This is a genomic window from Natronomonas marina (assembly GCF_024298905.1).
GTDB classification, from domain to species: Archaea; Halobacteriota; Halobacteria; order Halobacteriales; family Haloarculaceae; genus Natronomonas; species Natronomonas marina.
On sequence record NZ_CP101154.1, the window covers coordinates 2,402,213 to 2,425,515 of the forward strand.

General features: G+C 62.2%; 22 protein-coding genes and 1 tRNA gene. 10 read left to right on the top strand and 13 right to left on the bottom strand.

Annotated elements, in window-relative coordinates:
* Nucleotides 1-184 precede the first annotated feature (184 nt).
* From trpG to NLF94_RS12815, 5 genes are all read right to left on the bottom strand, one after another.
* Nucleotides 185-769 carry an anthranilate synthase component II gene (trpG, locus tag NLF94_RS12795; RefSeq protein ID WP_254838015.1) on the bottom strand — a complete coding sequence of 195 codons (585 nt, stop codon included), beginning with the start codon at nucleotides 767-769 and terminating at the stop codon, nucleotides 185-187.
* A complete protein-coding gene (gene trpE, locus NLF94_RS12800) occupies nucleotides 766-2,343 on the bottom strand; it encodes an anthranilate synthase component I (RefSeq protein WP_254838016.1) in 1,578 nt (525 codons plus the stop codon). The genes trpG and trpE overlap by 4 nt, the downstream gene beginning before the upstream one ends.
* Nucleotides 2,340-2,966 carry a phosphoribosylanthranilate isomerase gene (locus NLF94_RS12805; protein ID WP_254838017.1) on the bottom strand — a complete coding sequence of 209 codons (627 nt, stop codon included), beginning with the start codon at nucleotides 2,964-2,966 and terminating at the stop codon, nucleotides 2,340-2,342. The genes trpE and NLF94_RS12805 overlap by 4 nt, the downstream gene beginning before the upstream one ends.
* Nucleotides 2,963-3,964, bottom strand: coding sequence for an anthranilate phosphoribosyltransferase (gene trpD, locus NLF94_RS12810; protein WP_254838018.1), 1,002 nt, complete (start codon nucleotides 3,962-3,964; stop codon nucleotides 2,963-2,965). The genes NLF94_RS12805 and trpD overlap by 4 nt, the downstream gene beginning before the upstream one ends.
* 137 nt (nucleotides 3,965-4,101) lie before the next feature.
* Nucleotides 4,102-5,163 carry a hypothetical protein gene (locus tag NLF94_RS12815; protein ID WP_254838019.1) on the bottom strand — a complete coding sequence of 354 codons (1,062 nt, stop codon included), beginning with the start codon at nucleotides 5,161-5,163 and terminating at the stop codon, nucleotides 4,102-4,104.
* Between the two features lie 216 nt (nucleotides 5,164-5,379).
* Between NLF94_RS12815 and NLF94_RS12820 the strand changes: the two genes are divergently transcribed.
* Nucleotides 5,380-5,454, top strand: a tRNA-Val gene (locus tag NLF94_RS12820).
* A 91-nt stretch (nucleotides 5,455-5,545) separates the two neighbouring features.
* Complete coding sequence (locus NLF94_RS12825; RefSeq protein WP_254838020.1) at nucleotides 5,546-6,442, top strand: haloalkane dehalogenase; 897 nt, start codon at nucleotides 5,546-5,548, stop codon at nucleotides 6,440-6,442.
* 98 nt (nucleotides 6,443-6,540) lie between these two features.
* On the opposite strand, the gene NLF94_RS12830 is transcribed toward NLF94_RS12825, so the two are convergent.
* The 4 genes from NLF94_RS12830 to NLF94_RS12845 all read right to left on the bottom strand — a co-directional run bounded on the left by NLF94_RS12830 (nucleotide 6,541) and on the right by NLF94_RS12845 (nucleotide 9,256).
* Nucleotides 6,541-7,464 carry an SDR family NAD(P)-dependent oxidoreductase gene (locus NLF94_RS12830; protein ID WP_254838021.1) on the bottom strand — a complete coding sequence of 308 codons (924 nt, stop codon included), beginning with the start codon at nucleotides 7,462-7,464 and terminating at the stop codon, nucleotides 6,541-6,543.
* A 58-nt stretch (nucleotides 7,465-7,522) separates the two neighbouring features.
* Nucleotides 7,523-8,449: a hypothetical protein gene (locus NLF94_RS12835; protein ID WP_254838022.1), complete on the bottom strand. Its 927-nt coding sequence runs from the start codon at nucleotides 8,447-8,449 to the stop codon at nucleotides 7,523-7,525.
* A gap of 53 nt (nucleotides 8,450-8,502) precedes the next feature.
* Nucleotides 8,503-8,742 (bottom strand): hypothetical protein, encoded by a 240-nt coding sequence (locus tag NLF94_RS12840; protein ID WP_254838023.1) that lies wholly within the window; start codon nucleotides 8,740-8,742, stop codon nucleotides 8,503-8,505.
* A gap of 196 nt (nucleotides 8,743-8,938) precedes the next feature.
* Nucleotides 8,939-9,256 (bottom strand): lycopene cyclase domain-containing protein, encoded by a 318-nt coding sequence (locus NLF94_RS12845; RefSeq protein WP_254838024.1) that lies wholly within the window; start codon nucleotides 9,254-9,256, stop codon nucleotides 8,939-8,941.
* Between the two features lie 82 nt (nucleotides 9,257-9,338).
* Here NLF94_RS12845 and NLF94_RS12850 point away from each other — a divergent pair, with 82 nt between their 5' ends.
* On the top strand, nucleotides 9,339-10,484 hold the full coding sequence (locus NLF94_RS12850; RefSeq protein WP_254838025.1) for a CBS domain-containing protein: 1,146 nt from the start codon (nucleotides 9,339-9,341) through the stop codon (nucleotides 10,482-10,484).
* 474 nt (nucleotides 10,485-10,958) lie between these two features.
* Here the strand turns inward: NLF94_RS12850 and NLF94_RS12855 are convergent, their stop codons facing one another.
* Nucleotides 10,959-13,256, bottom strand: coding sequence for a right-handed parallel beta-helix repeat-containing protein (locus tag NLF94_RS12855; protein ID WP_254838026.1), 2,298 nt, complete (start codon nucleotides 13,254-13,256; stop codon nucleotides 10,959-10,961).
* Nucleotides 13,257-13,933: 677 nt separating this feature from the next.
* Here NLF94_RS12855 and NLF94_RS12860 point away from each other — a divergent pair.
* From NLF94_RS12860 to NLF94_RS12880, 5 genes are all read left to right on the top strand, one after another.
* Nucleotides 13,934-14,944 carry a tyrosine-type recombinase/integrase gene (locus tag NLF94_RS12860; protein WP_254838027.1) on the top strand — a complete coding sequence of 337 codons (1,011 nt, stop codon included), beginning with the start codon at nucleotides 13,934-13,936 and terminating at the stop codon, nucleotides 14,942-14,944.
* 147 nt (nucleotides 14,945-15,091) lie between these two features.
* Nucleotides 15,092-15,310, top strand: a complete 219-nt coding sequence (locus NLF94_RS12865) for a hypothetical protein (protein ID WP_254838028.1) — start codon at nucleotides 15,092-15,094, stop codon at nucleotides 15,308-15,310.
* A gap of 61 nt (nucleotides 15,311-15,371) precedes the next feature.
* Nucleotides 15,372-16,640, top strand: a complete 1,269-nt coding sequence (locus NLF94_RS12870) for an RNA-guided endonuclease InsQ/TnpB family protein (protein ID WP_254838029.1) — start codon at nucleotides 15,372-15,374, stop codon at nucleotides 16,638-16,640.
* A gap of 100 nt (nucleotides 16,641-16,740) precedes the next feature.
* Nucleotides 16,741-17,046, top strand: a complete 306-nt coding sequence (locus tag NLF94_RS12875) for a hypothetical protein (protein ID WP_254838030.1) — start codon at nucleotides 16,741-16,743, stop codon at nucleotides 17,044-17,046.
* A gap of 59 nt (nucleotides 17,047-17,105) precedes the next feature.
* Nucleotides 17,106-17,453: a DUF8158 family protein gene (locus NLF94_RS12880; protein WP_254838031.1), complete on the top strand. Its 348-nt coding sequence runs from the start codon at nucleotides 17,106-17,108 to the stop codon at nucleotides 17,451-17,453.
* Nucleotides 17,454-17,455: 2 nt separating this feature from the next.
* Here NLF94_RS12880 and NLF94_RS12885 read toward each other — a convergent pair whose 3' ends face one another.
* Both NLF94_RS12885 and NLF94_RS12890 read right to left on the bottom strand, forming a co-directional pair.
* Nucleotides 17,456-18,292 carry a helix-turn-helix domain-containing protein gene (locus tag NLF94_RS12885; protein ID WP_254838032.1) on the bottom strand — a complete coding sequence of 279 codons (837 nt, stop codon included), beginning with the start codon at nucleotides 18,290-18,292 and terminating at the stop codon, nucleotides 17,456-17,458.
* Nucleotides 18,289-19,239 (bottom strand): MarR family transcriptional regulator, encoded by a 951-nt coding sequence (locus NLF94_RS12890; RefSeq protein WP_254838033.1) that lies wholly within the window; start codon nucleotides 19,237-19,239, stop codon nucleotides 18,289-18,291. Before NLF94_RS12890 ends, NLF94_RS12885 begins: the two co-directional genes overlap by 4 nt.
* Before the next feature lie 125 nt (nucleotides 19,240-19,364).
* On the opposite strand from NLF94_RS12890, the gene NLF94_RS12895 reads away from it, so the two are divergent.
* Nucleotides 19,365-20,189, top strand: coding sequence for a hypothetical protein (locus tag NLF94_RS12895; RefSeq protein WP_254838034.1), 825 nt, complete (start codon nucleotides 19,365-19,367; stop codon nucleotides 20,187-20,189).
* 21 nt (nucleotides 20,190-20,210) lie between these two features.
* Here the strand turns inward: NLF94_RS12895 and NLF94_RS12900 are convergent, their stop codons facing one another.
* A complete protein-coding gene (locus NLF94_RS12900) occupies nucleotides 20,211-21,392 on the bottom strand; it encodes a tyrosine-type recombinase/integrase (RefSeq protein WP_254838035.1) in 1,182 nt (393 codons plus the stop codon).
* Nucleotides 21,393-21,788: 396 nt separating this feature from the next.
* Here NLF94_RS12900 and NLF94_RS12905 point away from each other — a divergent pair, with 396 nt between their 5' ends.
* Nucleotides 21,789-23,171, top strand: a complete 1,383-nt coding sequence (locus NLF94_RS12905; protein ID WP_254838036.1) for an ATP-binding protein — start codon at nucleotides 21,789-21,791, stop codon at nucleotides 23,169-23,171.
* Nucleotides 23,172-23,303 lie beyond the last annotated feature (132 nt).

The following is a 23,303-nucleotide window of genomic DNA, read 5'->3' on the forward strand; positions in this document are numbered from 1 at the left end:
GGAACCGGCCCCTCGATGGGTCCGTTCTCCGACCCGCACGACGCGGTCACCGTGGCCGGCAGTCGTTCACGGTTCGCGTCCGAGACGGCGGCGGTATCGCCCGGAACCCTATCCTTTTTGATACTAGCGTAGCGACGAGCAGCGCCCCACCGTCGACGCCTCTCGCCGTCGTGGGACCGCCCGGTTAAACTGCCTTGAGGAAGTTCCCGATTATCTCGTGGCCGACGCCGGTCAGCACCGATTCGGGATGGAACTGGACACACTCGATAGGGTGCTCGCGGTGTCGGACGCCCATCACCAGCCGCTCGTCGCCGTGGGTCGTCGTCGCCGTCACTTCGAAGACGTCCGGAACGTCGAGGGCGACCAGCGAGTGATAGCGGCCGCCCTGAAAGCCCTGTTCGAGACCGTCGAAGACGCCGCGGCCGTCGTGATCGACGGGGAACGCCTTGCCGTGGATCGGCTCGGGCGCCCGGTCGACGGTGCCGCCGTACTCGTAGACGGCGGCCTCCAGGCCGAGACAGACGCCCAGCGTCGGCACGTCGGGACTCGTCTCCCGGAGGACGTCCATCGTCACGCCGACGTCGCGGTCGTTCTTCGGATGGCCCGGTCCCGGAGAGATGACGACGGCGTCGGGGTCGACCGCCTCGACGTCGGCCAGCGAGGCCGTGTTCCGCAGCACCTCGGTCTCGGTGTCGTCGTGCTGGCTGACGTACTCGACGAGGTTGTACGTGAAGGAGTCGTAGTTGTCGACGAACAGGACGCGGGTCATCGGGTCGCCTCCCCCGGAGCGGTTTCGATGCGGTCCAGCGCCGCGAGCACGCCGTCCATCTTCTTCTCCGTCTCGTCGTACTCGGCGGCGGGATTCGAGTCGGCGACGATGCCCGCCCCCGCGCGGACGGTCACCCGGTCGGTGCCGTCGACGCCGCGGCCGCGCTCGACCGTGGCGGTCCGGATGACGATGGCGAAGTCGGCGTCGCCGCTCCACGAGTAGTAGCCGACGCCGCCGCCGTAGACGCCGCGCGGTTCGGCCTCCAGGTCGTCGATGATTTCCATGGCCCGTATCTTCGGCGCTCCCGACAAGGTGCCGGCGGGGAAGGCCGCACGCGTCGCGTCGAAGGCGTCACACTCCGGGCGCAGACGGCCGGTGACCGTCGACTCGATGTGCTGGACGTGGCTGTACTTCAGGACGTTCATGAACTCCTCGACGCGGACGCTGCCGGCCTCGCCGACCCGCCTCACGTCGTTGCGCGCGAGGTCGACCAGCATCGTGTGCTCGGCGCGTTCCTTCCCGTCGGCCAGCATCTCGCCGGCCAGCCGCCGGTCCTCGACAGGGCTGGTGCCGCGGTCGCAGGTGCCGGCGATGGGGTTGCTCATCACCTCCCGGCCGCGGACGGAGACCAGCGTCTCCGGCGAGGCGCCGACGACGACGAGGTCGTCGTAGTCCAGCACGTACATGTACGGCGAGGGGTTGACCTCCCGAAGCGCCTCGTACAGCGCAAGCGGGTCGACGTCGCCGTCCAGTTCCCGGGTACGGGAGACGACGCCCTGGTAGATGTCGCCGTCGAGGACGTGCTCCTTGGCCCGGCGGACCGCCGCCTCGTAGTCGTCCCTCGGGCCGGCCCGCTCCTCGACCGGGCGGAATCCGCCGGTCGTCGGCGCCTCGGCCCCCGAGAGCAGGTCCTCGACCCGGTCGCGCTCGGCGGCCAGTCGGTCGTAGACCGCGCCGGCGTCGTCGCCGTCGCGGACGAGCGGCGTGAAGACGAGCGAGACGGTCCCGGCGGCGTCGTCGAAGACGAGCGTCTTCGTCGAGAGGACGAACTGCGCGTCCGGGAACCGCGAGTCAGGCCGCTGCCGGCCGACCTCCTCGAGCCAGAGGTCGTAGACCGCGTCGTAGGCGAGAAATCCCACGAGTCCGCCCTGCAATCGCTGGCGTTCGGTCTCGGGGAAGTTGCGCAACTCGGCGTCGGGCAGCGCCGCCCGGAGCGTGTCGAGGCTGTCGCCGCCGTTCGGTTCGAGCAGGCCCTCGTAGCGGTCGTCGAGCACGTCGACGGTGGCGCCGTCGTCGACAGTGACGACGGCGGCGGGGTCGTAGCCGACGAAGGAGTAGCGGGCGTGTCTGTCGGCGCCGCGGCCGGCGGTGAAGGCGCCGTCGGGGTCGCTGGAGGCGACCTTCTCGGCGCTCTCCAGGAGGAAGGCGTACTCGTCGTCGGTCGCGTCGGTCGTCCGGCCGGTCAGCGCCGCGTACGCCGAGAGTGGCTCGGGGTCGGCCGACAGTTCGGCGACGGCACGGACGACCGCCGGGCCGTCCTCGGCCGCCTCGACGAACCGCTCGCGGGAGATCATGGTCGGCCTCCCGCCGCCCGGACGAACGCCGCGACGGCCTCGGGGTCCTTCCGGCCCGGGTCGGCCTCGACGCCGCTGGCGACGTCGACCGCGAAGGGCCGGACCGTCTCGACGGCCTCGGCGACGTTGTCCGGCGTCAGTCCCCCGGCCAGCACGACCGGCGAGGACAGCGACTCGACGAGTTCCCGGCTCCGTTCCCAGTCGTGGGTCTCGCCCGTGCCGCCGGCGCCCGACTCGTCCAGCGAGTCGACGACCAGACCGTCAGCGACGGTGTCGTGAGCGGGCGCCTCATCCGGCGTGACGGCCCGCATCACGTCGCCGCTGACGTTCGCCGACAGGTAGGCCAGATCGCCCGGCGTGAGGTCGCCGTGCACCTGGACGACGTCGGGCTGGACGCGCCCGGCGAGGTCGACCGCCCGGTCCGGCTGTCCCGGCATCGTCACGAGGACGGTCGTCACGAACGGCGGGGCCGCACGCGACAGTTCGACCGCCCGGTCCGGCTGGACAGCTCGCGGCGTGTCGGTCGAGACGTCGGCGACGATGCCGACCGCGTCGGCCCCGGCCTCGACCGCCGTCTCGAGGTCCTCGTCGGTGGTGATACCACAGACCTTCACGCGGGTCATGGGTCGAACTCGCGGAGCGCCTCCAGGCGGGCGGCGGCGGCGCCGGAGTCGATGGACTCGCGTGCGGCGTCGACGCCCCCGGCGAGGCTGTCGGTCTCGCCGGCGACGTAGATGGCCGCGCCCGCGTTCGCCAGCACGATGTCGCGCTTTGCGCCGTCGACGTCGCCCTCGAGGATGCCGCGCATGTCGGCGGCGTTCTCGGTCGGCGAACCGCCGGCGACCGCGCCGAGGTCGTAGGTACCGACGCCGAGGTCCTCCGGGGTGACCGTGTACTGGGTGACCGAATCGTCGTCGACCTCGGCGACGGTCGACTCGCCGTGGACGCCGATCTCGTCGAGGCCGTCGCCGTGGACGACGAGCGCCCGTTCGACGGCCATCTTCGAGAGCGCGTCCGCGAGCACGGGAACGAGGTCCGCGTCGTAGACGCCGACGACCTGTGCGTCGGCGCCCGCGGGGTTCGTCAGCGGCCCGAGCACGTTGAAGATGGTGCGCATCCCCAGTTCCTTCCGGGGGCCGATGACGGCCTTCATCGCCGGGTGGAAGACGGGCGCGAGCATGAACCCCATGTCGCGCTCCTCGATGCACCGCTCGACTACCGGAGGTTCGGCGTCGATGGTGACGCCCAGTTCCTCGAGGACATCCGCGCTGCCCGACGAGGAGGACACCGAGTAGTTGCCGTGCTTGGCGACGGGGACGCCGCTCCCGCTGACGACGAAGGCGCTCGTCGTCGAGACGTTGATGGTGTCGTGACCGTCGCCGCCGGTCCCGCAGGTGTCGACGAGCGGGCTACGATTCGGGTCGATGGTCCGGGCCGCGTCGGCCATTCCCTGTGCGAAGCCGGCTATCTCGGCTTCGGTCTCGCCCTTCGCGCGCAGCGCCGACAGCAGCGCGCCGATCTGTGCCTCCGTCGCCTCCTCGAAGACGAGCGACGACGCCGTGCGCGCCTCCTCGATGGAGAGGTCCTCGCCGTCGGCCACCCGTTCGATGTACTCCGTCATACTCATGCTGAACACCAATGTCCAATACTGTGTTACGATGTACAAAACAGTACATCAGCATAAGGCTGTCGCTACGGCCGCGGCTGGTGGGTCGTCGGAACGGAGGGAGGAAACCGAAAGGAGAGGAACCGCAGCAGTTACTCGCCGGTCCAGATCGGCTGCGGGACGGCGGGGTACTCGGTGAAGGTGGGGATGCCGGAGGTTCCGGGCTGGCACTCGCCGGCCGAACAGTCGGCGTTTGCGCCCGCCGCACCGAACGGCGCGTCCACGTCGGTCGCCGCGTCGGCCGTCGAGGTGTCGCCCCGGACCATCGGATCGACGGTGTAGGTCTGGGCGCCGTCGTCGAGGTTCACCGAGGGGTCGGCTCCGACGCCGCTGGTGGTGGCGATACCGCCGGCGAAACCGGAGACGCTCGGCCCGGATTCGCCGAGCGTCGCCTCGTAGTAGACCCGCAGGACGCCGCCGTCCTGGTAGGGGCCGGCCCTGATGACGCTGACCGTGGTGTCGGGGTCGCTCGGCGGGTCGGTCGGATCGATCGAGGGATCGTTCGGGTCCTGGATCTCACACTGGTTGGGCACCACACCGAGGACGATGTTGGCGGCGCTCTTGGGCCCAATGAACGGCGGGACCGGGTTCGGAACCTGCTCGGGGAGTTCCTCCTGCGGGGACGGAACCATCTCGTAGGGGACGTTCTCGTTGACCCGCCCCGGAACGTCGGTGCAGGCGGCCTCGGGCGCCGACATACCGGGCTCGACCCGGACCGTCGTGCTGTCGTTGTCGGCACCGCTCTGGACGGTAGCGGTGTGGTTGCCGGCGTCCTGGAAGGAGGTCTCCCAGGTGAAGTTCACCGTGTCCTCCTGGCCGGGCGCGAAGCCCTCCTGGTCGACGGACTCGCCGTCGATGAGGAGTTCCGCGGTGCCCCCCTCGTTGGACTGGACGGCGACGGTGACGTTGAGCGGTTCGCCGGTCTGAACCGGGCTGTTCGTCTCGACTATGCGCACTTCGACTCCCTGCGTTTCACTGCTGGAGTCGGACGTCCCAGCGTCGAGCTCGCCGGTGTCGACGATGTCGTCGACGACGTCGTCGTCGAGGATGGAATCCTGGGTGAGAGCCGCTGCCGGGGCGGCAGTGAATCCGACAACCATCATCACGGCGACGAGGCAGGACGCGGTCGTTCTGATCGTGCTCTGTTCGACCATCGTTACTTCCACGTTCCCGTGTTGGGGGATTACGCTTGCGCCCGGCATCCACGGGGGTTTATACGAAACGAGCAGAAACTGCCGTGTCCGTGTGATATAGCCACACACAGCGCCTCTCCTCGCCGATGTGGTGGTGCGGCCGACCGACACGACGGATATTCCGAAAGGTTCAATTACGTCACCGGGCTACCCACGAGTGCAGCCGAAAACGAGTGCGGGTTCGTGGTCTAGGTCGGTTATGACACCTCCTTGACATGGAGGAGGTCGGCAGTTCAAATCTGCCCGAACCCACTCTCCCGTTTTCCGACGCCCGGCAGATAGCCGGGGAATCCACTGTTGTTCGGAACCATACCTTTGAGTAGCCGTTCGACCTTGGGATGGTATGGCACTCGTCAGCACGCCGGCCGAACGGTTCGAGGACCTGCAGGAGTACGACTACCCTCACGACAGCGTGACGGTCACCGACGACGGCGCCGAGATGGCCTACGTCGATGTCGACGGAAGCGGCGAGGAGACGTTCCTCTGTCTGCACGGCGAACCGACCTGGGGGTTTCTCTACCGGAAGATGATACCCGACCTCCGCACGCGCGGTCGCGTGGTCGTCCCCGACTTCGTCGGCTTCGGCCGGTCGGACAAGTACACCGACATCGACGCCTACGGCTTCGAGACCCACTACGAGACGCTCCAGCGGTTCGTCGAGGCGCTGGACCTCGAGGGAGTCACCCTGGTCTGTCAGGACTGGGGCAGCATCCTCGGGCTCCCGTACGCGGTCTCGGAGGCCCCCGAGCGGTTCGACCGCATTGTGGCGATGAACGCGCTCTTGACCGACGGCGAGACCGAACTCATCGAGACGTGGCACCGGTTCAAGGAGATGGTCGTCAACGCGGACGATCTCGACATCGCGCGGGTGATCGACGGTGGCTGCGTCTCGGATCTCTCGGCGGCGGCAAAGGCGGGATACAGCGCGCCGTTCCCCGACGATGCCTCGAAGGCCGGCGCCTACGCGTGGCCCCCGATGGTGCCACAGGACCCCGACATGCCGGGGGCCGACCGCCACGCACGACTGCGCGAAGATCTCCGAGAGTGGGAGAAGCCGTTCTTCGTGCTGTTCTCGGACAGCGACCCGATGACCGAGCAGTACCGGGACCTGTTCCGCGAGCTGGTACCGACGGCCGACGACGAGCCCGACGTGTGGATCGAGGACGCTGGTCACTTCCTGCAGGAGGACGCCGGTGAGGCGTGCGCCGAGCAGATCGTCGAGTTCGTCGACCGGCACTAGCCGACACCGAGTCGGACCCGGACTGCAGCGCGGTACGGACCGGGGCGCCGGAAACCGACGCCTCGTGCGGAGCTTTGTAGATCGTACGGCGGGCCGTATCAGCCCTCGACGGCGTCGGCGAGCGGCTCCTCGATGCCCAGCAGTTCGGCGCTGCGGGTCCAGAGCTTCCGCTGGGCTTCGGCGTCGACGGCGTCGGGAGCGGGACGTCGCTCGCGGCACCGCGCGAAGTACTTGCCTGTGACGCCCTCGACGGCCTCAGAGGCCGCCAGATAGACGATGGTGGCGGCGCCGTCCTCGACGGAGTCGGTCGTCGGGAACTCGCCGACGAGTTCGCCGATCTGGGGCGCCGGGGCGGGCAGCGCCCGCGAGAACTCGCTGCCCGGGACGATGCCGGGGTGCAGCGAGTTCGAGGTGACGTTGCGGCCGGCGGCGACCAGTCGGCGGGCCAGTTCGTTCGCAAAGAGGATGTTGGCGAGCTTCGAGCGGCAGTAGGCGGCCCACGGCGAGAGGCCGGTCAGGGCCGCAAGCCGATCGAGGTTCAGCGTCGCGATGCGGTGGCCGACCGACGCCGTCGTGATCACGCGTGCGCCCGGCGATAGCGCCGGCAGCAGCTCCGCGGTCAGCTGGTACGGCGAGAGGTGGTTGATGTGGAAGGTCCGCTCGACGCCGAGGTCGGTCTCGGAGTTGTCCTGAAACAGTCCGCCGGCGTTGTTGCAGAGCACGGCGAGTTCCCCGACCTCCTCGCGGACGGTCTCGGCCAGCGCCGACACCTCCTCGGGCCGCTCGAAGTCCGCGGCGACGAACCGTGCGTCGGCGCCGACGGCCTCGAGGTCGTCGACGACCCGCTGGCCAGCGTCGCGGTCGCGTCCGTGGACGACGATGTCGGCGCCGAGTCGCCCCAGCGACAGTGCGGCCTCACGCCCGAGGCCGCTTGTCGAACCGGTCACCAGGGCGGTCCGCCCCGAAAGGTCGACGTCCTCGATGCCAGCCTTCGTCTCCGGGTCCGCCTCGGAACCGAACATGTCGTCTCCGCGTACGGAACGGAGCGGTATTTATTACGCGGTTCCCGCGAGAACGCGGTCACCGACGGCGGCGGTAGAGCCCAGCGACAGCGAGCGCCACCAGTGCCGACAGCGGCGCAAAGCCCGCCCCGTCACTGACCGAGGGCGTCGCTCCCGTCCCGGAAGTCGCCGTTCCGCCGCCTGCGTTCCCGGTCGACGCCGCCGTCGGCGTCGGCGTCGCCGTGGCGGTCGGAGTCGAGGTCGACGTGGGAGTCGCCGTCGGCGTGGGGGTCGCCGTCGGCGTCGCCGTGGCAGTCGGGGTCGGCGTGGGCGTCGCCGTGGGCGTCGGTGTCGGTGTCGCTGTCGGCGTCGGCGTGGCGACCGGCCCGGAGGGTGGGGGGCCGAGTTCCGCCCGTGCGTCCTCGTCGGACGCACAGCCCTCACAGACGCCGAAGTAGTGCGAGAAGGCCGTGATGTTCGCCGTCTCGCCGGACGGCGTCTCGCCCTCGGCGTTGACGAGCCCCCGGTACCAGCCCGATTCCGCCGGGTTGACGACGCAGCCACCCAGTTCGAAGACGAGGGTGTCCCCGACGCCGATGGCGGGCTGGTCTCCGTCGCCCAGTCCGACGAGCGCCGCCTCGCCGTCCCAGACGACGGCGTCGACGTTCAGCGAGGTCCGGTCGCCGTCGGGACCTTCGACGTACAGCGAGTGCGGAAGGTCGGCGAATGCCTCGCCACCGCCGCTACAGGGTTCGAGGTTCGCCCCGTCGACCGCGAAGATGATCTGTTCCGGGGACTCGATACGCTCGTATCCCTCGAACTCGTCGGTTACCTCGACGGCGAAACGGTAGTCGACGCCGTCGGCGCCCGGCGAGCGGTCGTCGGGCGTCGTCTCGAAGTCGGTGTACTCGTGGTCGTGGTTCGCCGTGACGGCACCGGGCACGACGGCAAGGCCGACGAGAAGCCAGGCTGCGACGAGGACGTGGACCGTCGAAAACCTATCCATAGATGGAGTGTCTCCCGAAAAGAAACGTAATTATCGGCCGTTCGGAACCGTCGTTAGGGGGTCGGCAGCTCGCCGCCCTCCGGCGGGACTTCCTGGTCCAGCACGGTCAGTTCGCAGGCCTCGGTGGGGTTCTCGGCGGAGAACTCACAGTCGATCTCCAGCAGCGTGACGCCGAAGACGTCCGCCAACAGGCTAGCCGACTGCTCTTGGGCGCTGGCGTCACCGCTGATCTCGATGCCCTCGTTCGGGTCCGGTTCGGGCACTTCCTGTGCCGCCGCCGGCAGTGCGAACATGCTAATAAGTCCGAAAGCCAATACCGCCGTCAGGACCACCCTGGCGTGTTTGCGTGACATCGCATCACAGTATCCGTCGGAGTGTCTGTTGGGCTTTACTCCGTCTATTTTCGGCGTTTTAAGAGTGGATAGTGACCGGTCGTTTAAATTGTCGCAGTAAGAAGCACCAGGTATAGTCGGCCGCCACGTACGTCGATTACTCCTCCCGGGAGGCACGGCACTCCTCGAGTGCCTCCGCCGTTCCCACCACCATCGAGGGGACGACGAACATGAAGAGGTGTTCCTCCAGCGGGATGCCCGCTATCTCGATGCCCGTCCGCATGGGGATGTCGAAGACGCCGACCTCGAGGGTGTAGCGGTCCCACGCGTACGCGAAGGGGTACAGGACCAGGGAGACGCGCAGCGCCTTCCGGGTGGAGTTCGTCCGCCGGAGCAACGCCAGCGCGACGGCACCCCAGAACAGCTCCGTCACGAGATACGTGTACCGACCGAACACCGTGATGTCGGGTCGCATACCCACGCCCACGCGTCCCACACGTTAGTATGTGGGGAGTACTTTGAAGGCCCGGCGCGGCGAACTCGAAGCGGGAAGAGAGATGAATATTGCAGACATCGCCACCCGGGAGTACATCCAGGTGGACATCGACGAGCGGCTCGGCAAGGTTCGGTCCCTCTTCGAGCGCGAGAACCCGAAGGGAATCGTCGTGACGGACGATGGTGACTACGAGGGGATCGTGACCGAACGACAGCTCCTCCAGTCACATATCGAAGACGACGCGAAGGTGCAGGTGATGGTCCGGAACAACGTCCCGACCGTCGAGCGAACCAACGGCGTCCGCGAGGTCGCCCGAATGCTGGTCGAGGGCGGGACCAAGATAGCACCGGTGATGGAGGGCGACGAGCTGTGGGGCATCGTCACCGAGGACGCCATCCTCGAGTCCGTCATCGAGAACCTGGACGTTCTGACCGTCGAACAGATCTACACCGAGGAGGTCATCACGCTCACGGAGGACGACAGCCTGGGCAAGGCCATCAACCACCTCCGCGAGCACGGCATCTCGCGGCTCCCGGTCGTCAACGAGAACGGCAAGCTGACGGGGATGGTGACGACCCACGACATCGCGGACTTCGCCGTCCGCACCATGGAGCGCCAGCAGAAGGGCGACCGCTCCGGCGAAGCCGACCGAATGTTGGACCTGCCCGTCTACGACCTGATGAACAGCCCGGTCCAGACCGTCGACCGCGAGGAGAGCGTCCGGGCGGCCGTCGAGCGGATGCTCGACAGCGACTACGCCGGCCTCGTCGTCACGCCCGAGCACGACGACGCCGCGATTGCCGGCATCCTGACCAAGACCGACGTGCTGCGCGCGCTGACCTACACCGAAAAGGAGAGTATGGACGTCCAGATCACGAACATCAACCACCTGGACACCATCTCCCGGCAGGACATCTACGACGCCATCACGGAGGTCACCGACAAGTACCGCGACATGCAGGTCCAACACGCCCACGTCCGGTTCCACGAGCACAAGGAGAAGCTCCGCGGGACGCCGCTCATCCAGTGTCAGATCCGCCTCCGGACGAACCGCGGACAGGTCGGCGGCACCGGCGAGGGCTACGGCGCCGAGACCGCCTTCCACGTCGCCGTCGACAAACTCGAACGGAACGTCCTCGAACTGAAGGGCACTCGCGCCGACGCCGAGTACGAGGGACAGGTCCTCCGGAAGCTGGGCGAGCTGTAACCCCACTCTCCTCCCCTTCGAGGCCCGTATCGCGGCTTTCGTGACCTCGCCCCCGAGGTCGTACCCCGCCGCCCGGTAGGCCGCTGTCACCGCCTCGGCCCCCTCGGAGACCGGCTGAGAGCAGCGGGACCTCCCGGTTGCCCGCGACGACGGGGAGCGTCGTCTCTCGGTGACGCGAGCGAAGCGGTCGAGGGATCGGTATCACTCCGGACTGCCCGGCGGCCGACGGAGCCGTGACGGCCGAAAGGGAGTACGGAGCGTCCGTATCCGCGACCCGTGTTCGCTTCGCACGGACACCGAAATCGGGTCCGTGAGACTGCCGGGTCGCAGTACAGCGCCCCGGTGACGGGAAACGGGTGGCGAACGCGAGGAGGTCGATTCCCGCGAGCAGGACGTCCGCAATCAGGAGCACGGTGTACCTGCGTACTGACCGCCGGCCGTACTACCGGTCCCCGAAAAGAGACGGACCGACCGCTACCCGACCGGGTCGCCGACCCGCCAGGCGTCGATCACGTCCCGCAGCAGGCCCGTGTCGATGTCGCCGGCCCGCCAGTCGTCGATTGCATCCCGGAGGCCCTCAGTGCGAACGATATTCTCGTTGTCGGCGTAGTCTTCGATCGACGCGTCGGCGGATCCCTCGGCGAACGCGCCGAACGTCGAGAACGTCGTGATATTGGCGCTGATGCTCCGGTCGGTGGTGTCGACGCTCGAGGCGGAGAGTTCGCTCCAGGCGCCCCCGTCGTAGCGCCACAGCGTCAGCGTTTCCTCGTCGACGCCCGTGGCGTCGGCCCCCTCGTAGTGGAGGTCGACGTCGAGGAACGCGCCGGTGGATGTGTTCCGGGCGTCGAAGTACCGGCCGATGCTCGCCGCGTCGGGGTTGTTCGGCGGCGCCGACATCTCGTCGACGACGACCCCGCTGGCCTCGAACGACAGCGTCGCGTTCGTCGACGTTCCGGCCCCGACCGTGAACGCCGAGGCAGTGACGTTCGTCGTCGACGCCTCGACCTCGATGGCCCCGGTTTCGGTCCCGGAGACCCGCACCGACTCGAGGCTCACGTTCGCGCTGTCCCCGCGGACGGTGACGGCGGAGTCGGCTCCGTGGGTGTTGTTCAGGATGGTGACGTTGTCGACCGTCGTGTCCCGCGTGTTCCGCAGGTCGACTGCGACGACCCGACCGTCGATGAAGCTGCTGGCGTCGTCGCCGTCCATCGGATTGTCGACGATTTCCAGTTCGCTGACTGACGCGTTGTCGACGCCGGTCAACCGTATCACGCGGATGGACGACTCCTCGTCGGAATCGTCGTGGCCCGTGACCGTGACCCCTCTGACGGTGGCCTCGCTGACGTCGTCGAGCACGAGCGCGCCGTCCTGGCCACCGACCGCGGTGACGTTGTCTATCGTGACGTCGTCGGATTCGGCCGCCGACACCGAGGCCGCCGCGTCGTTGTCCGTTATCTCGGCGTCCGAGACGGTGACGTTCCGCGGCCGGTCGTCGAAGCCGCGTTCGATCCGGACGGTGCCGTTCTCGAGCGTCAGCGCCGAAATCGAGAGGTTCTGGTAGGAGCGAACCAGCACGTCCCCGGCCACGGTGTTGTTGGTCATCGAGAAGCCGTCGTACGTTTCCCCGGATTCGCCCTGGATTTCGACCGCCCGGGCGCCGGCCCGGACGGTGTTGTCGGCCAGCCGCTCCGGGTCGGCGTCGACGATCTCGATGGCTCTGAACGAGGCGTCGATTTCGTTCCCGACCACGGCCGTCCCGGTCGCCCCCTCGATGTGGATCTTGCCGTCGTTGCTCTCGGTGAACAGCCGGTTGTTCCGGACCGCGACGGCCGCGGAGTCGACTACCCGAATCCCGTCCGTCCGGTCGAGGTGGTTGTCTCGCACGGTCGAACCGTCGGCGTCCCCCCGAAGGACGACCCCGGCGTCGCCGGTCTTCCGTATCTCGTTGTCGGCGACGAGCGCGTTCGGCGTGCCGAGGTCGGTTCGCGAGAGTCGGATCCCCTCCCCGTCGACCCCGAGGACGGTGTTGTTCGTGACGACCGCACCGGTGGTGTTCCGAACCAGGATTCCCATCGGCGTGTCGAACTCTCCGGCTTCCTCGGTGTTGTTCCGGTCGTCGACCGTGTTGTTCGTGATCTCCACGCCCGGGGCGTCCCGAACCGAAATCGCCTGTCGCGTCCCGTCGGAACGCTCGATGTCGATGTCGGCGACGACCGCGGCCTCGACTTCCCGGACCGACACGACGACGTCGCTGGCCTCGTCGGTCGCCGTCACTCCGGTGACCCGGGCGTTCGCACCGCTCTCGTAGGATACGTCCGCGCCGCCGGTGGTGTTCTGCAGGTCGATATCCCGGACGACGACGTCCTCGGCGCCCCGAAGACTGACGGCATTCGACCAGCCCCTCGTGTCGACGTTTCGTACGGTGACGTTGTCCAGCCAGTTGTCGGGGTCGTCGGTCGCGGTGACCTGCGTCTCGTTGCGGACCAGAACCCCCCGGGTGTTGGCGACGCCCGAAACGCTGGTCCCGTCGATGGTGTGTCCCATCCCATCGAGGGTCACGCTGCTGGCGTTGATGACGATGCAGGCGTCGAAAATCTCCCACTCTCCCGGCTCCTCCGGTTCGATGTCCCCGCCGAGGTGGTAGCTCCCCGAGACGTTGAGTTGCGTACAGGAGGTGATTTCGGTCGAGTCCCCGTCGGCGGCCGCCGCGGTACCACCGACCCCCAAGAGGAGTGCTGCCGCGACCGCGACCGTGACCGCAGCGAGCAGCATCCGTCGACCGACCCGGTTTCCGGCCCGGGTCGCTCCGTTGGGACCTGTGACCGGTCGGTGCCGAGACCGCTCCGGTCGTCCGGGACCGGTCGGTGTGCGGCGACGAGATGTCGGTTCCGCATAGTCTGTCATGCGGTACTATCATTAAAACTGGTATTTTAATGTTACTACAGGGGTTTTTTGATACACCGTGACGGGTGTTCAACCTGTAGATTGAAGACCGGATTTTCTCCCTCACTTCCCCCATTCTGTTGACGATTTGGGCGGTACTATCCGTCCGGTGCGCCGGGCCGACCACCCCGTGTGGCGTCTCGACATCTCGAACTCCTGTCCGTTCCCCGCCGTGTATTCACACGCTACGAAGAACGTTTATCGCAACTAACAGAACGACCGAAGGCGAGACGTCTATACTACCGCAATCGCCACTGTCGGTCACGACGGGAGTGCCCCAGCGCCCGTTCATCCATCGAACGAAAGGATGAATCTTGCGTTCGACCGGGGCTCTGACCCGCCGCACTCATTCGGATTTGGCCCCGAAACCCCGACATGGGCGCTGCAGGCCTCAGTCATTAGGCGTGATAACCCTTCATTTTGGCCGATTGAGTTGCTGTAGTCGAAGATCTGTGATAGGCAGTAACCGGGACTCATGGGGTTCGCTGACTCGGAGAAGACCAACTATGAGTCTCGAACCAATCGAACCGGAAGCAGCGCTTGAACTGTTTCTCAAAGACAAGGAGGCTGAGCTTGCAGATGCCTCGATCAAGGGGCACGACTACCGGCTTCGGCACTTCGTCCGCTGGTGCCACGAGCAAGGCATCGAGAATCTCAACACGCTCACCGGCCGGCAGCTCCACGAGTACCGGCTCTGGCGGCGTGACGACGGTGACCTGAACAAGGTCAGCGAGAAGACGCAGATGGACTCCCTTCGCTCGTTCGTCCGCTGGTTAGAAGCCGTGGACGGCGTCGAACAGGATCTCAGCGAGAAGGTGTTGTCCCCGACGATCACTGCGGACGAGAACTCCCGGGACGTGATGCTCGATAGCGACCACGCGTCCTCGGTGCTCTCCCACCTAGAGAAGTACGAGTACGCTGGTCCACAGCACGTCGCGCTCACGTTGATGTGGCACACGATGATGCGAGTTGGTGGCGTTCACGCGATGGATGTCGACGACTACAACGCAGACGAGCAGTACGTGAAAGTTCGGCATCGGCCGGACACCGACACGCCGATCAAGAACAAGGGCGATGGTGAGCGACTCGTCGCCCTCTCGGACGACATCTGCGAGCTGCTCAACGACTGGATAACCAACAAGCGACCCGATGTGACCGACGATCACGGCAGAGAGCCGTTACTGGCCTCTCGTGAAGGACGACTACAGAAGACGACGCTCCGAATGTACGTGTACCGGTGGACGCGTCCCTGTTCCTATGGGGACGAGTGTCCGCACGACCGCGACCCGGATGACTGCGAGGCAAACACGCGGGATGCCGCTTCGAAGTGTCCATCGAGTGTGAGCCCGCACGCCATCCGTCGTGGAAGCATCACGCACAGCCTGAACAGCGACATGCCAGACAAGGTCGTTAGCGACCGGGCAAATGTCAGCCCGAAGGTTATTGAGCAGCACTACGACCGCCGTACTGAGCAGGAACGGATGGAACAACGGAGGGATTACTTGGACAATCTGTAATCCGTCTCCACAGAACCATCGTAGAATCGGCTGAAGAACTCTTTTTAATATTATTTGACGGTCGTCTTCATTGGAACCCACGAGCAGTGATCGGCTTCGACATCACGATGTAAGATACTATTATCGGACAGAATGCATGTGGGGCGTATGGACAAAGACGACATTGAGAAGTGGAGCAAACGGTACGATGACGAATATGAACAACGACTACAGGCCATCCAGGATGACCTCTCTTCTGCGCTCTATGATCGAGGCTATTTGACTCAAGACGAAGTTGTAGATGCTATCCGATGGAAATTAGCAGATTGGGCGAGAAGCCCCCACCCTCAAGGAGCGACCGGATGGGAGCGAGTAGGGTGGGGATGAATCGCCCTGCGAGGGATGCTTATCTTTAAGTTTCTACAGGTGGATAATCGAGGTACGGCGCATGGATTACGCACTCAAGTATCGGTTGTTTCCTGACAGTCAGCAGCGGGAGCAACTGGACTGGGTGCGTGACACCGTGCGACAACTCTACAACCACAGTCTGTACCGCTACAACCGGATACCCGAAACCGAGGGCACTGTCAAACAGCGCGTCACACAGGTCAGAGATGAGATCCCCGATTTGAAAGACTGGTGGACTGATCTGACGAACATCTACTCGACAGTCCTTCAACAGGCTGTTGAGCAGATTGCCACCAACATCGAAAACCTCGGGAAACTCAAGCAGAAAGGCTACTCGGTTGGGTCGTTAAACTGGAAAGCGCCACAGGAGTATCGGAGTTTCACGTATCGCCAACGGGGTTTCGAACTCGATGAGAAGAGTGGCCCCAATGGACGTGGACTCCTGACACTCAAGAAAGTCAACGGCGACACCATCGACGTTCCGATACGGCTCCATCGACCACTCCCAGACGACGTTGACGTGAAACACGTCACGGTCAAAAAAGACCAGACGGGTGCATGGTATGCCTGCCTCAACATTGAAGAAGGCGCACCTGAGAAACCGGCCCCCGACGAGATTGACACCGAGGATACTGTCGGGTTGGACCTCGGCATCACGAACTTCATCCATGACTCTGATGGACGCCAAATCAGTCGTCTCGACTTATCCAGTGACCGTGAACGCTTGGAGCGGGAACAACGGAAGCTCTCCCGGAAAGAACACCGGTCGAACAACTGGGAAAAACAGCGACAGACGGTGGCTGAAGTGCATAAGCGGATGCGGCAGAAGAAACTGGACTTCAAGCATAAGGTTGCGGCGTTCTACACCAGCGAGTTCGACGCTGTGTTTGTGGAAGACCTCAACGTGAAGTCACTGCTTGAAGACGACAAGAACGGTCGGAACACCCACGAAATTGGATGGCGAGCCTTCATCACTATTCTCAAACACCACGGTAACAAGCGTGGGTGTCACGTCGTGGAAGTTGACCCGGAAGACACGACGAAAGAATGCAATCAGTGTGGTGTGAAAACCGAGAAGCCGTTGTGGGTCCGGGAACACTCATGCCCGAGTTGCGGTTTTGAAACCGACCGTGACTATAATGCCGCGTTGAACGTCTGGGAACGGGGCTTGCGGAAGCTAGGAGTGGTTCACTCCGAAGCAACGCCTGCGGAGACTGGAACCGCTGTGGACACGGATGCCATCCATGAAGTGTCTGCAAGTTCCGTCGTGGAAACAGGAAGCCCCTGCCTCAAGGAACGAACGGCATAGCCGTGAGTGAGTAGGCAGGGGTAGTTCACACGCCCAAGGCGGTCGCCGGAGTGGGAATATCGAAAAAGTCCGCAAGCTTCCGGAAGCGTTTGTCGAAAAGGTGACCGAAACGGCACTACTCGTGGAGGATCCGAAGGTACAAGCTAGCACTCTTAACTCCATTCCGGGCGTCGGGGCTGCAACCGCGAGTGCCATCCTCACGTTCTACGATCCGGAGAATTACGCAGTCGGAGACCGATATCTCATGGACGAGTTTCTTGATAGAGACCGAACAATGGGCATTGCCGACTACCCAAAGATCCTCCAGGCATTACAGGATCGAAACCCAGGAGGCTACGACCTCCGGACCGTTGAGAAAGCCTACTGGAAGAGATACACGGTTGAAAACGACGTCGGGAATTGGTAGCTGTGGCACTCATTTTGGCCAGTCGCTAATATTTAGACTGTGCGCTCGTACGTCCCGGTATGGATTCTGCCAAGGAGTATCGTGTTCAAGAGAATACGGAGGTTCCAGCTCACCCATCGGTTGATACGGTCATCAGTCGGGCGTTAGAACGAGCTGCTGATCCGCGACCGACCGATCATCCAAACGGTCATTTCGATCGGTACATCAGGGATGCTCTCGACCGATTTGGTGAAGAGGACGTGGTCAACTGTATCCGTCTTACCCTTGTTGACGGCTATACGCACCGAATGGCAGGCACGGCTGCCTTCGGTGAGGAGGACTATGTCTGGGGAATCAACGTTGGTGTCGCAGCAACCGCCTACCTTCGAGAACTTCTCCAGGAGCGGGAAACGGCCCGTAATTCCTGAATTTATTCGTTAAACGCATCGCGCTTCCCCGTATCAATGAACCCTGAGTCGGTCTGTTCGACGTACCCGTACGTTTCGAGTTGCTCTAACTGCTCTACAACGTGACTCCGATCGAGACCGCGCTCTTCGGCAATCGCCTCGACCGACATCGGCTCGTCCTCACTCAACACGAGTCTGACTTCCAACTCGTCCATATACTGCGCGTAGTACTCATCGACAACGCCTTCGAGCGGTGTTTGTACCTCGTATTGGTCGTACAAAGTATCGAGCGATTCGCGGATGTGCGTCGTGAATTGCTTTCCATCTAATAACTCGATTTGCGCTGCGATTTCACGCTCAATTGCTTCGAAGTCCAGACTCGTCTGCACCAGCGTATTCATATCGTCAATGTCGTCCGGACGCTTGGCGACTGATTTGAACAGGAAAATATCTTCTAGCGCGGTTAACTGGACAGACAGCGGGTTGGATGTGAGGTGCGCTTCGCTTCGTTCTCGCATTCCGTCGCTGAAGATGAGTTTGTTGGCGACCTGTCGGTTGAATACGTCGATCCGACACCCATCGTCATTTTCGACACACAGTCTGGCTCCCAACTGTTGATACGTCTCATCAAGTTCGGAGACTTCCTCGTATCCTTGGTCATCCAACGCGGCAAGCAACCGGTCGAAGGCCGTCTCGGTTGTGACCACCAGATCAATGTCCTTGGTCGTGTCCTTCAGCCCTCGAAACGCCATCGCCCCACCACCGATCAGAAATGCTGTGACTTCGGCGTGTAGCGTAGCTCCGAGTTCCTGTAGTTCCGCCTCGATATACGTGGCATCGAATTGTGGGCGAGGCGTCATACGGATATGTCGTAGTCAGCGGCTGTCGATTTGAACGTGTCCCATTCAGGAAGCTTCTCTCCGGACACCGTGCCATCAGAGTCGAGATACGCACAGAGCTCTTGGACGATTTTACTGAGATCAATCTCGGCTTCTCGATCGTACCGTTCGGCTGTCCGCGTGAGTGTGTCTGCGTCAATCTCACAGGCAGCAATCAGTAACAGGCAGTACGATCGATACCGAGCGCCGTCATCGATCAGCAGCAAGTGACACACGAGGTTGTCAGGAGTGAGTTCCGTTCGCTCCTCGGAGCGGAAATAATACTGCTCTTCACGCGTTAACAGTTCGATTCCGTACTGATCAAGCGCACCCGGGCCAGTCTGCTGAAACAGTGATGCAGTCACGTCTGTCCGGCAACTGAACAGATACTCGTCTACATCTGTCCAGATGAGCCGAACGCCAGTAGCATGATCACTCGCTTCCTCTCGATGTACGTGATGGATAAGTGACCGCGCAAACGCTGCCAATTCTTCGAACTGCTCTGTCAGAGCAAACCGGGCGTCGCGTTTCGTGACGATCCCGACGTTCCGTAACCGCTTGAGCCGGCGGTAAACCGTCGCTCGACTCACCTCAGTCCATTCTGTGAGCTCCGATGCGGTTCGCCCAGTATCCAAATAATACAGGAGCTGAATCGAGGATCCAGCAAGGAGATCTGGAAAATCGACGTGGGGGAACTCGCGTGCGATATCGGCGAACCGTTGGGTCGGCTCGGCGTTCGACAGTGCAAGCCGATACTTTCCCTGCTGCTGCTCCCTGATGACCAACCCGGTTTCTGCGAGCCTTGTCACGACACGAGACGTATGACCGGGATCCCAACCGAGTTCGTCAGCTAACTCCCGCTGTACCAAGCTCTCATCCGCTTGCGTGCTCAGATGTGAGAGGACGGCGAATTCCGACTCTGAAAGCACTCTGTCTCAAAACACGCAACTCATTTATAAATATGTTGCGCTAATTGAGACAATATCTCTGCCCACCTTCTCACAGCGTTAGGGGCAAATTGTTTTGCTGATTCTCGAACCACTGCAGGTTATAGATGGTCTCGAAACAGCCACGCACGCCCGAAGTTAAGGTTTCAGAAGATGAGGACTCTGGATTCAAAGCGAATATCTACGATGGTGAGTACCTAATCCAGGTTCGACCGCACGAGAACGGCTATCAACTCAGTTTGGCATCGAAAACGGGGATGGGAGATGCAGCGTTCCTCCGAACGTATGGGCGGGAGGAGCGGTTTCGGGAACTGCTCAAAACGAAATTCGAGGCTATCGATTCGGATGCGGTATTCGAGGTTCTGGAAGAGCATTTTGATGAAGAGGAGTATCGGATTGTCAATCTCAAGGAGAGTGTCAAAACATTCCACGGGCGTGGCGCAGATCTCTATGTGGAGACAGGGGAGACAATTCCGACGTTGACCGATGATCGAGACTATCGGGATGACCAATGGTCAAAGGACAATACCTATCGACTGAGAATCTGGCCAAGCAACGATCTGTGGATTGAAATTCAGGATACCGATAGTGGAGAGCGTGTCGCGGACTATTGGCCAAACAGTCTTCTCGAAGACATCCGGAACGAAGAGAAGGACGACCACGGCCGAGAGCGCGGTCCGACATCTGTACCAGGTGTCCACGCACCCGTGGGTTCACCAAAGTTGGAAAACGCTCCTGTAGTGCATACTCACATCGACTGTTCCCATTTAGGACAGCTTGGGGACACGCGATTCAACCCAGAGGGTGAGAAACCTCCAAAAGTACCTGCCGGTGAATTTGGAGAGTTACCGCTTCGCTGGTGTTCTACCTGCCGACATCGAGAACCTACACCTGATGAGATCCGTCAGCAGTATGGATCCTTACCCGAGTGAACTCTTCACCAGAACGAATGATTAGTCGTGGTTGAATCCAGAGTCAGGGTCGTCGTCGGCATTTCGGAACTCTTCTTCAAACCGCTCGCGTTCTTCAGTGTCATCTGGGAGATCGTAGTGTAAATCCTGAACACGTGGCGAGACGTCACAGCGTTGTTGAATCCCGTCTGCTGAGACACCTCGGTTCTTCTGGTCTGTAATATATCCTGTTCGTATGTGATGAGGGGCTCGACTACTCGGGCACTTGTAAGCGGAATTGTTCTTTTGCGCCGCTTCGCAGTCGTCAGGGTCACGATCGTGAGGGCAGCCCAACCCCACCTCGCATGGACGAGTCCACATATAGGCGATCTTCTGTAACATTGACGGGCTAATTCTCCCGTCACCTTTGGTGAGCAATGGTTCTCTCCCCTCTTCATCAGTCTCCGCCGGTCGCTGATCATCGAGATAATCCTGAATCATCTCAGGAATCTCCCCGTAGAGAGTGACTTCTCGATCGCTTCCTTCGTCATTTTTCAGCGGTGTTGTCTCTAGAGTCTCGTACTGTAGAACACGCTCCTCATAGTCGAAGTCAGACACATCACGCCCGATCAACCCACCTTTTCGCGGCCCAGACTGGCACATCAACTCCATCGAAATGTGCTCGACATCGGCATACTCGTATTTCCGAAGGTAGTCCAGCGCTGCTTTCGCTATCTCTGGATCAAGTTTCTTCTCGTCAACGCCCTCTCCGTTCCGGTAATCTACTTCGGGGATTTCAATCCGCTTTTCGAAGCGAGCCGGAGCCATCCCGTGTTCAATCAGGTAGTGGATGAATTCACGGAAGAGATACATATCGTCCTGAAGCGTAGTACCCGCTAACGGTTTATCGCGGGACAGTGACTCATACTTCCGCCACTTCTCGTATCGCTCAACGTCCTCGCTGGTCAGATCATCGCTCGTTTCGACACGTGCTTCATCTTCCAGGTATGTCTGGAGGTAGTTCAATTTCCGTTCGTACTGTCCCGTCGAATCCACCTCTTCCAGTTTATCATCCCGAAAGTCTTCAAGAACCTCATCCATTGGGCGCGATTTTAGCGAGAGTTCAGGAAACGAATCCTCCATCTGGTTCACGACAGTGGAGGCTATCTGCTCCAAGAGCTCCTCTGTCGGATCCTCAGAGAGGCGTTCTTTCATGAACTCTACGTCGTCGCGCCGGTCTGTCATCAACTCAGCAAAATAACCACCCACTTAATGCACTTAGCCTTCAGCGGATATACCGGCAACATATGGGGGGTACTCAGGGGTGATTTTACTCGATGGATGGCCAGATGAACGGTCCTGATCGCTTTGCAGTCTGTCGATTACAAAGACAGCATTGAGAGTTAACGCGATTAATGCCGTATCGGCATCAAAACGACGCAAGAGACGGTGGTTTCGACCGGAGAATATCTTTCGAGAGGGGGGCCCGTATCTTGATTACACAAAATCCGTTGTTATGCGCGGCGATGGAGGTAGAAACAGTCCCCACTATCCTGGGAATGAAGATAAAGAAACCACGATTTCTGAAATCGCAGTTTCCAAAATCGAGAGTTCTATTTGTTTGGGGATAGTGCCGACAGTATGGAGCAATTCGTTGATCGGGATATCGAACTCGATCAACTCACGGACTGCTACGAGTCTGAGGGGGCAGATTTCGTCGTGATCTACGGTCGCCGTCGTCTCGGGAAAAGCGAACTCGTCCGCCAGTCCACCGCTGATCGGGACGATGCCGTCTACTACCAGGCGGTCGAGTCCACGGCACCGAACCAACTCGAACAGTTCGTCGACACCGCCACTACGCAGTTCCCCTCGCTGAGCAATGTCCGCCGCGACTGGGAGGTACTTCTCGAAGCACTTGGTGAGGAAGATGCCGTCGTCGTCATCGACGAGTTCCCGTTCCTCATCGAGGAAGACGAGTCGCTCCCGTCCCGGATACAACGCGTTTGGGACATGGAACTACAGGAGACGGGAATGACGCTCGTGCTCGTCGGTTCGTCGATCAGCGTGATGGAGGACAAGGTGCTCTCCGGTAGCGCACCGTTGTACGGTCGGCGAACAGCGACGATCGATCTTAAACCCCTCGACGTGGGCGACGCACGTCAGTTCTTCCCAGAGTACGATCCGGAGACCGCCATCACTGCGTGGTCGATCTACGGAGGTACTCCGTACTATCTCCAGACCATCGACTCCGACCAGCCTTTAGGAACGAACGTCCAGCAGACGATCTTGTCAGAACGCGGGCTCCTGTACTCTGAGCCCGAGTTCCTACTTCGTACCGAACTCCGGCAGCCGAATACGTACTTCAGTATTCTCCGCGCGCTCGCTCACGGGCGTCGCACCCCGAATGAGATCGCGGGTATGGCCGGTGTGGATTCGGGATCGCTCAGCACGTACCTCCAGAAGCTTCGCCGACTCCGCCTCGTCGAACGCCATATCCCCGTGACTGAATCACCGAGAGCCTCGAAACGCGGTCGATATCGCATCGCCGCACCCCTGTTCCGATTCTGGTTCCGGTTCGTATACGGGAATCAGGACCAGCTTCGAATGCTCGGCGACGACGCATACGATGAAATCGTCGCACCCGAACTGGCGGATTATGTGAGCCCGTTGTTCGAACGCCTCTGCCAGCAAGCCCTCTGGGATCTTGTAGACCGCCGATTCCGCGATGTCGGGCAATGGTGGTTCAAGGAACACGAACTGGACGTCCTCGGCCTCACAGACGAAGGACTCGTCGCTGGAGAGTGTAAGTTCACCTCTCGACCCGTGAGCGAAGGTGTCCTCGCCGACCTCGAACGAACAACGTCGGAAGTACGATGGTCAGAAGGGCCGGCAGATGGAGAGACGTTGTACGTCTTGTTTAGCCGGTCCGGGTATACTGACGATCTTGAACACGCCGCTGACAGGCGCGATGACGTCCGCCTATTCGATCTGTCCGACCTGATCACGACCGGCAACACCTCGTGAACGGTACCCATCCTGGGTATAGCATTCGCGTCGATATTCGGCGACGCAATAACGACGTCTTCCCCTTCTCAGTCAGTCTAACAGTATAGTATAACTAGTTAGTCTAACTATTTAGTCTAATTACCTTTTTAC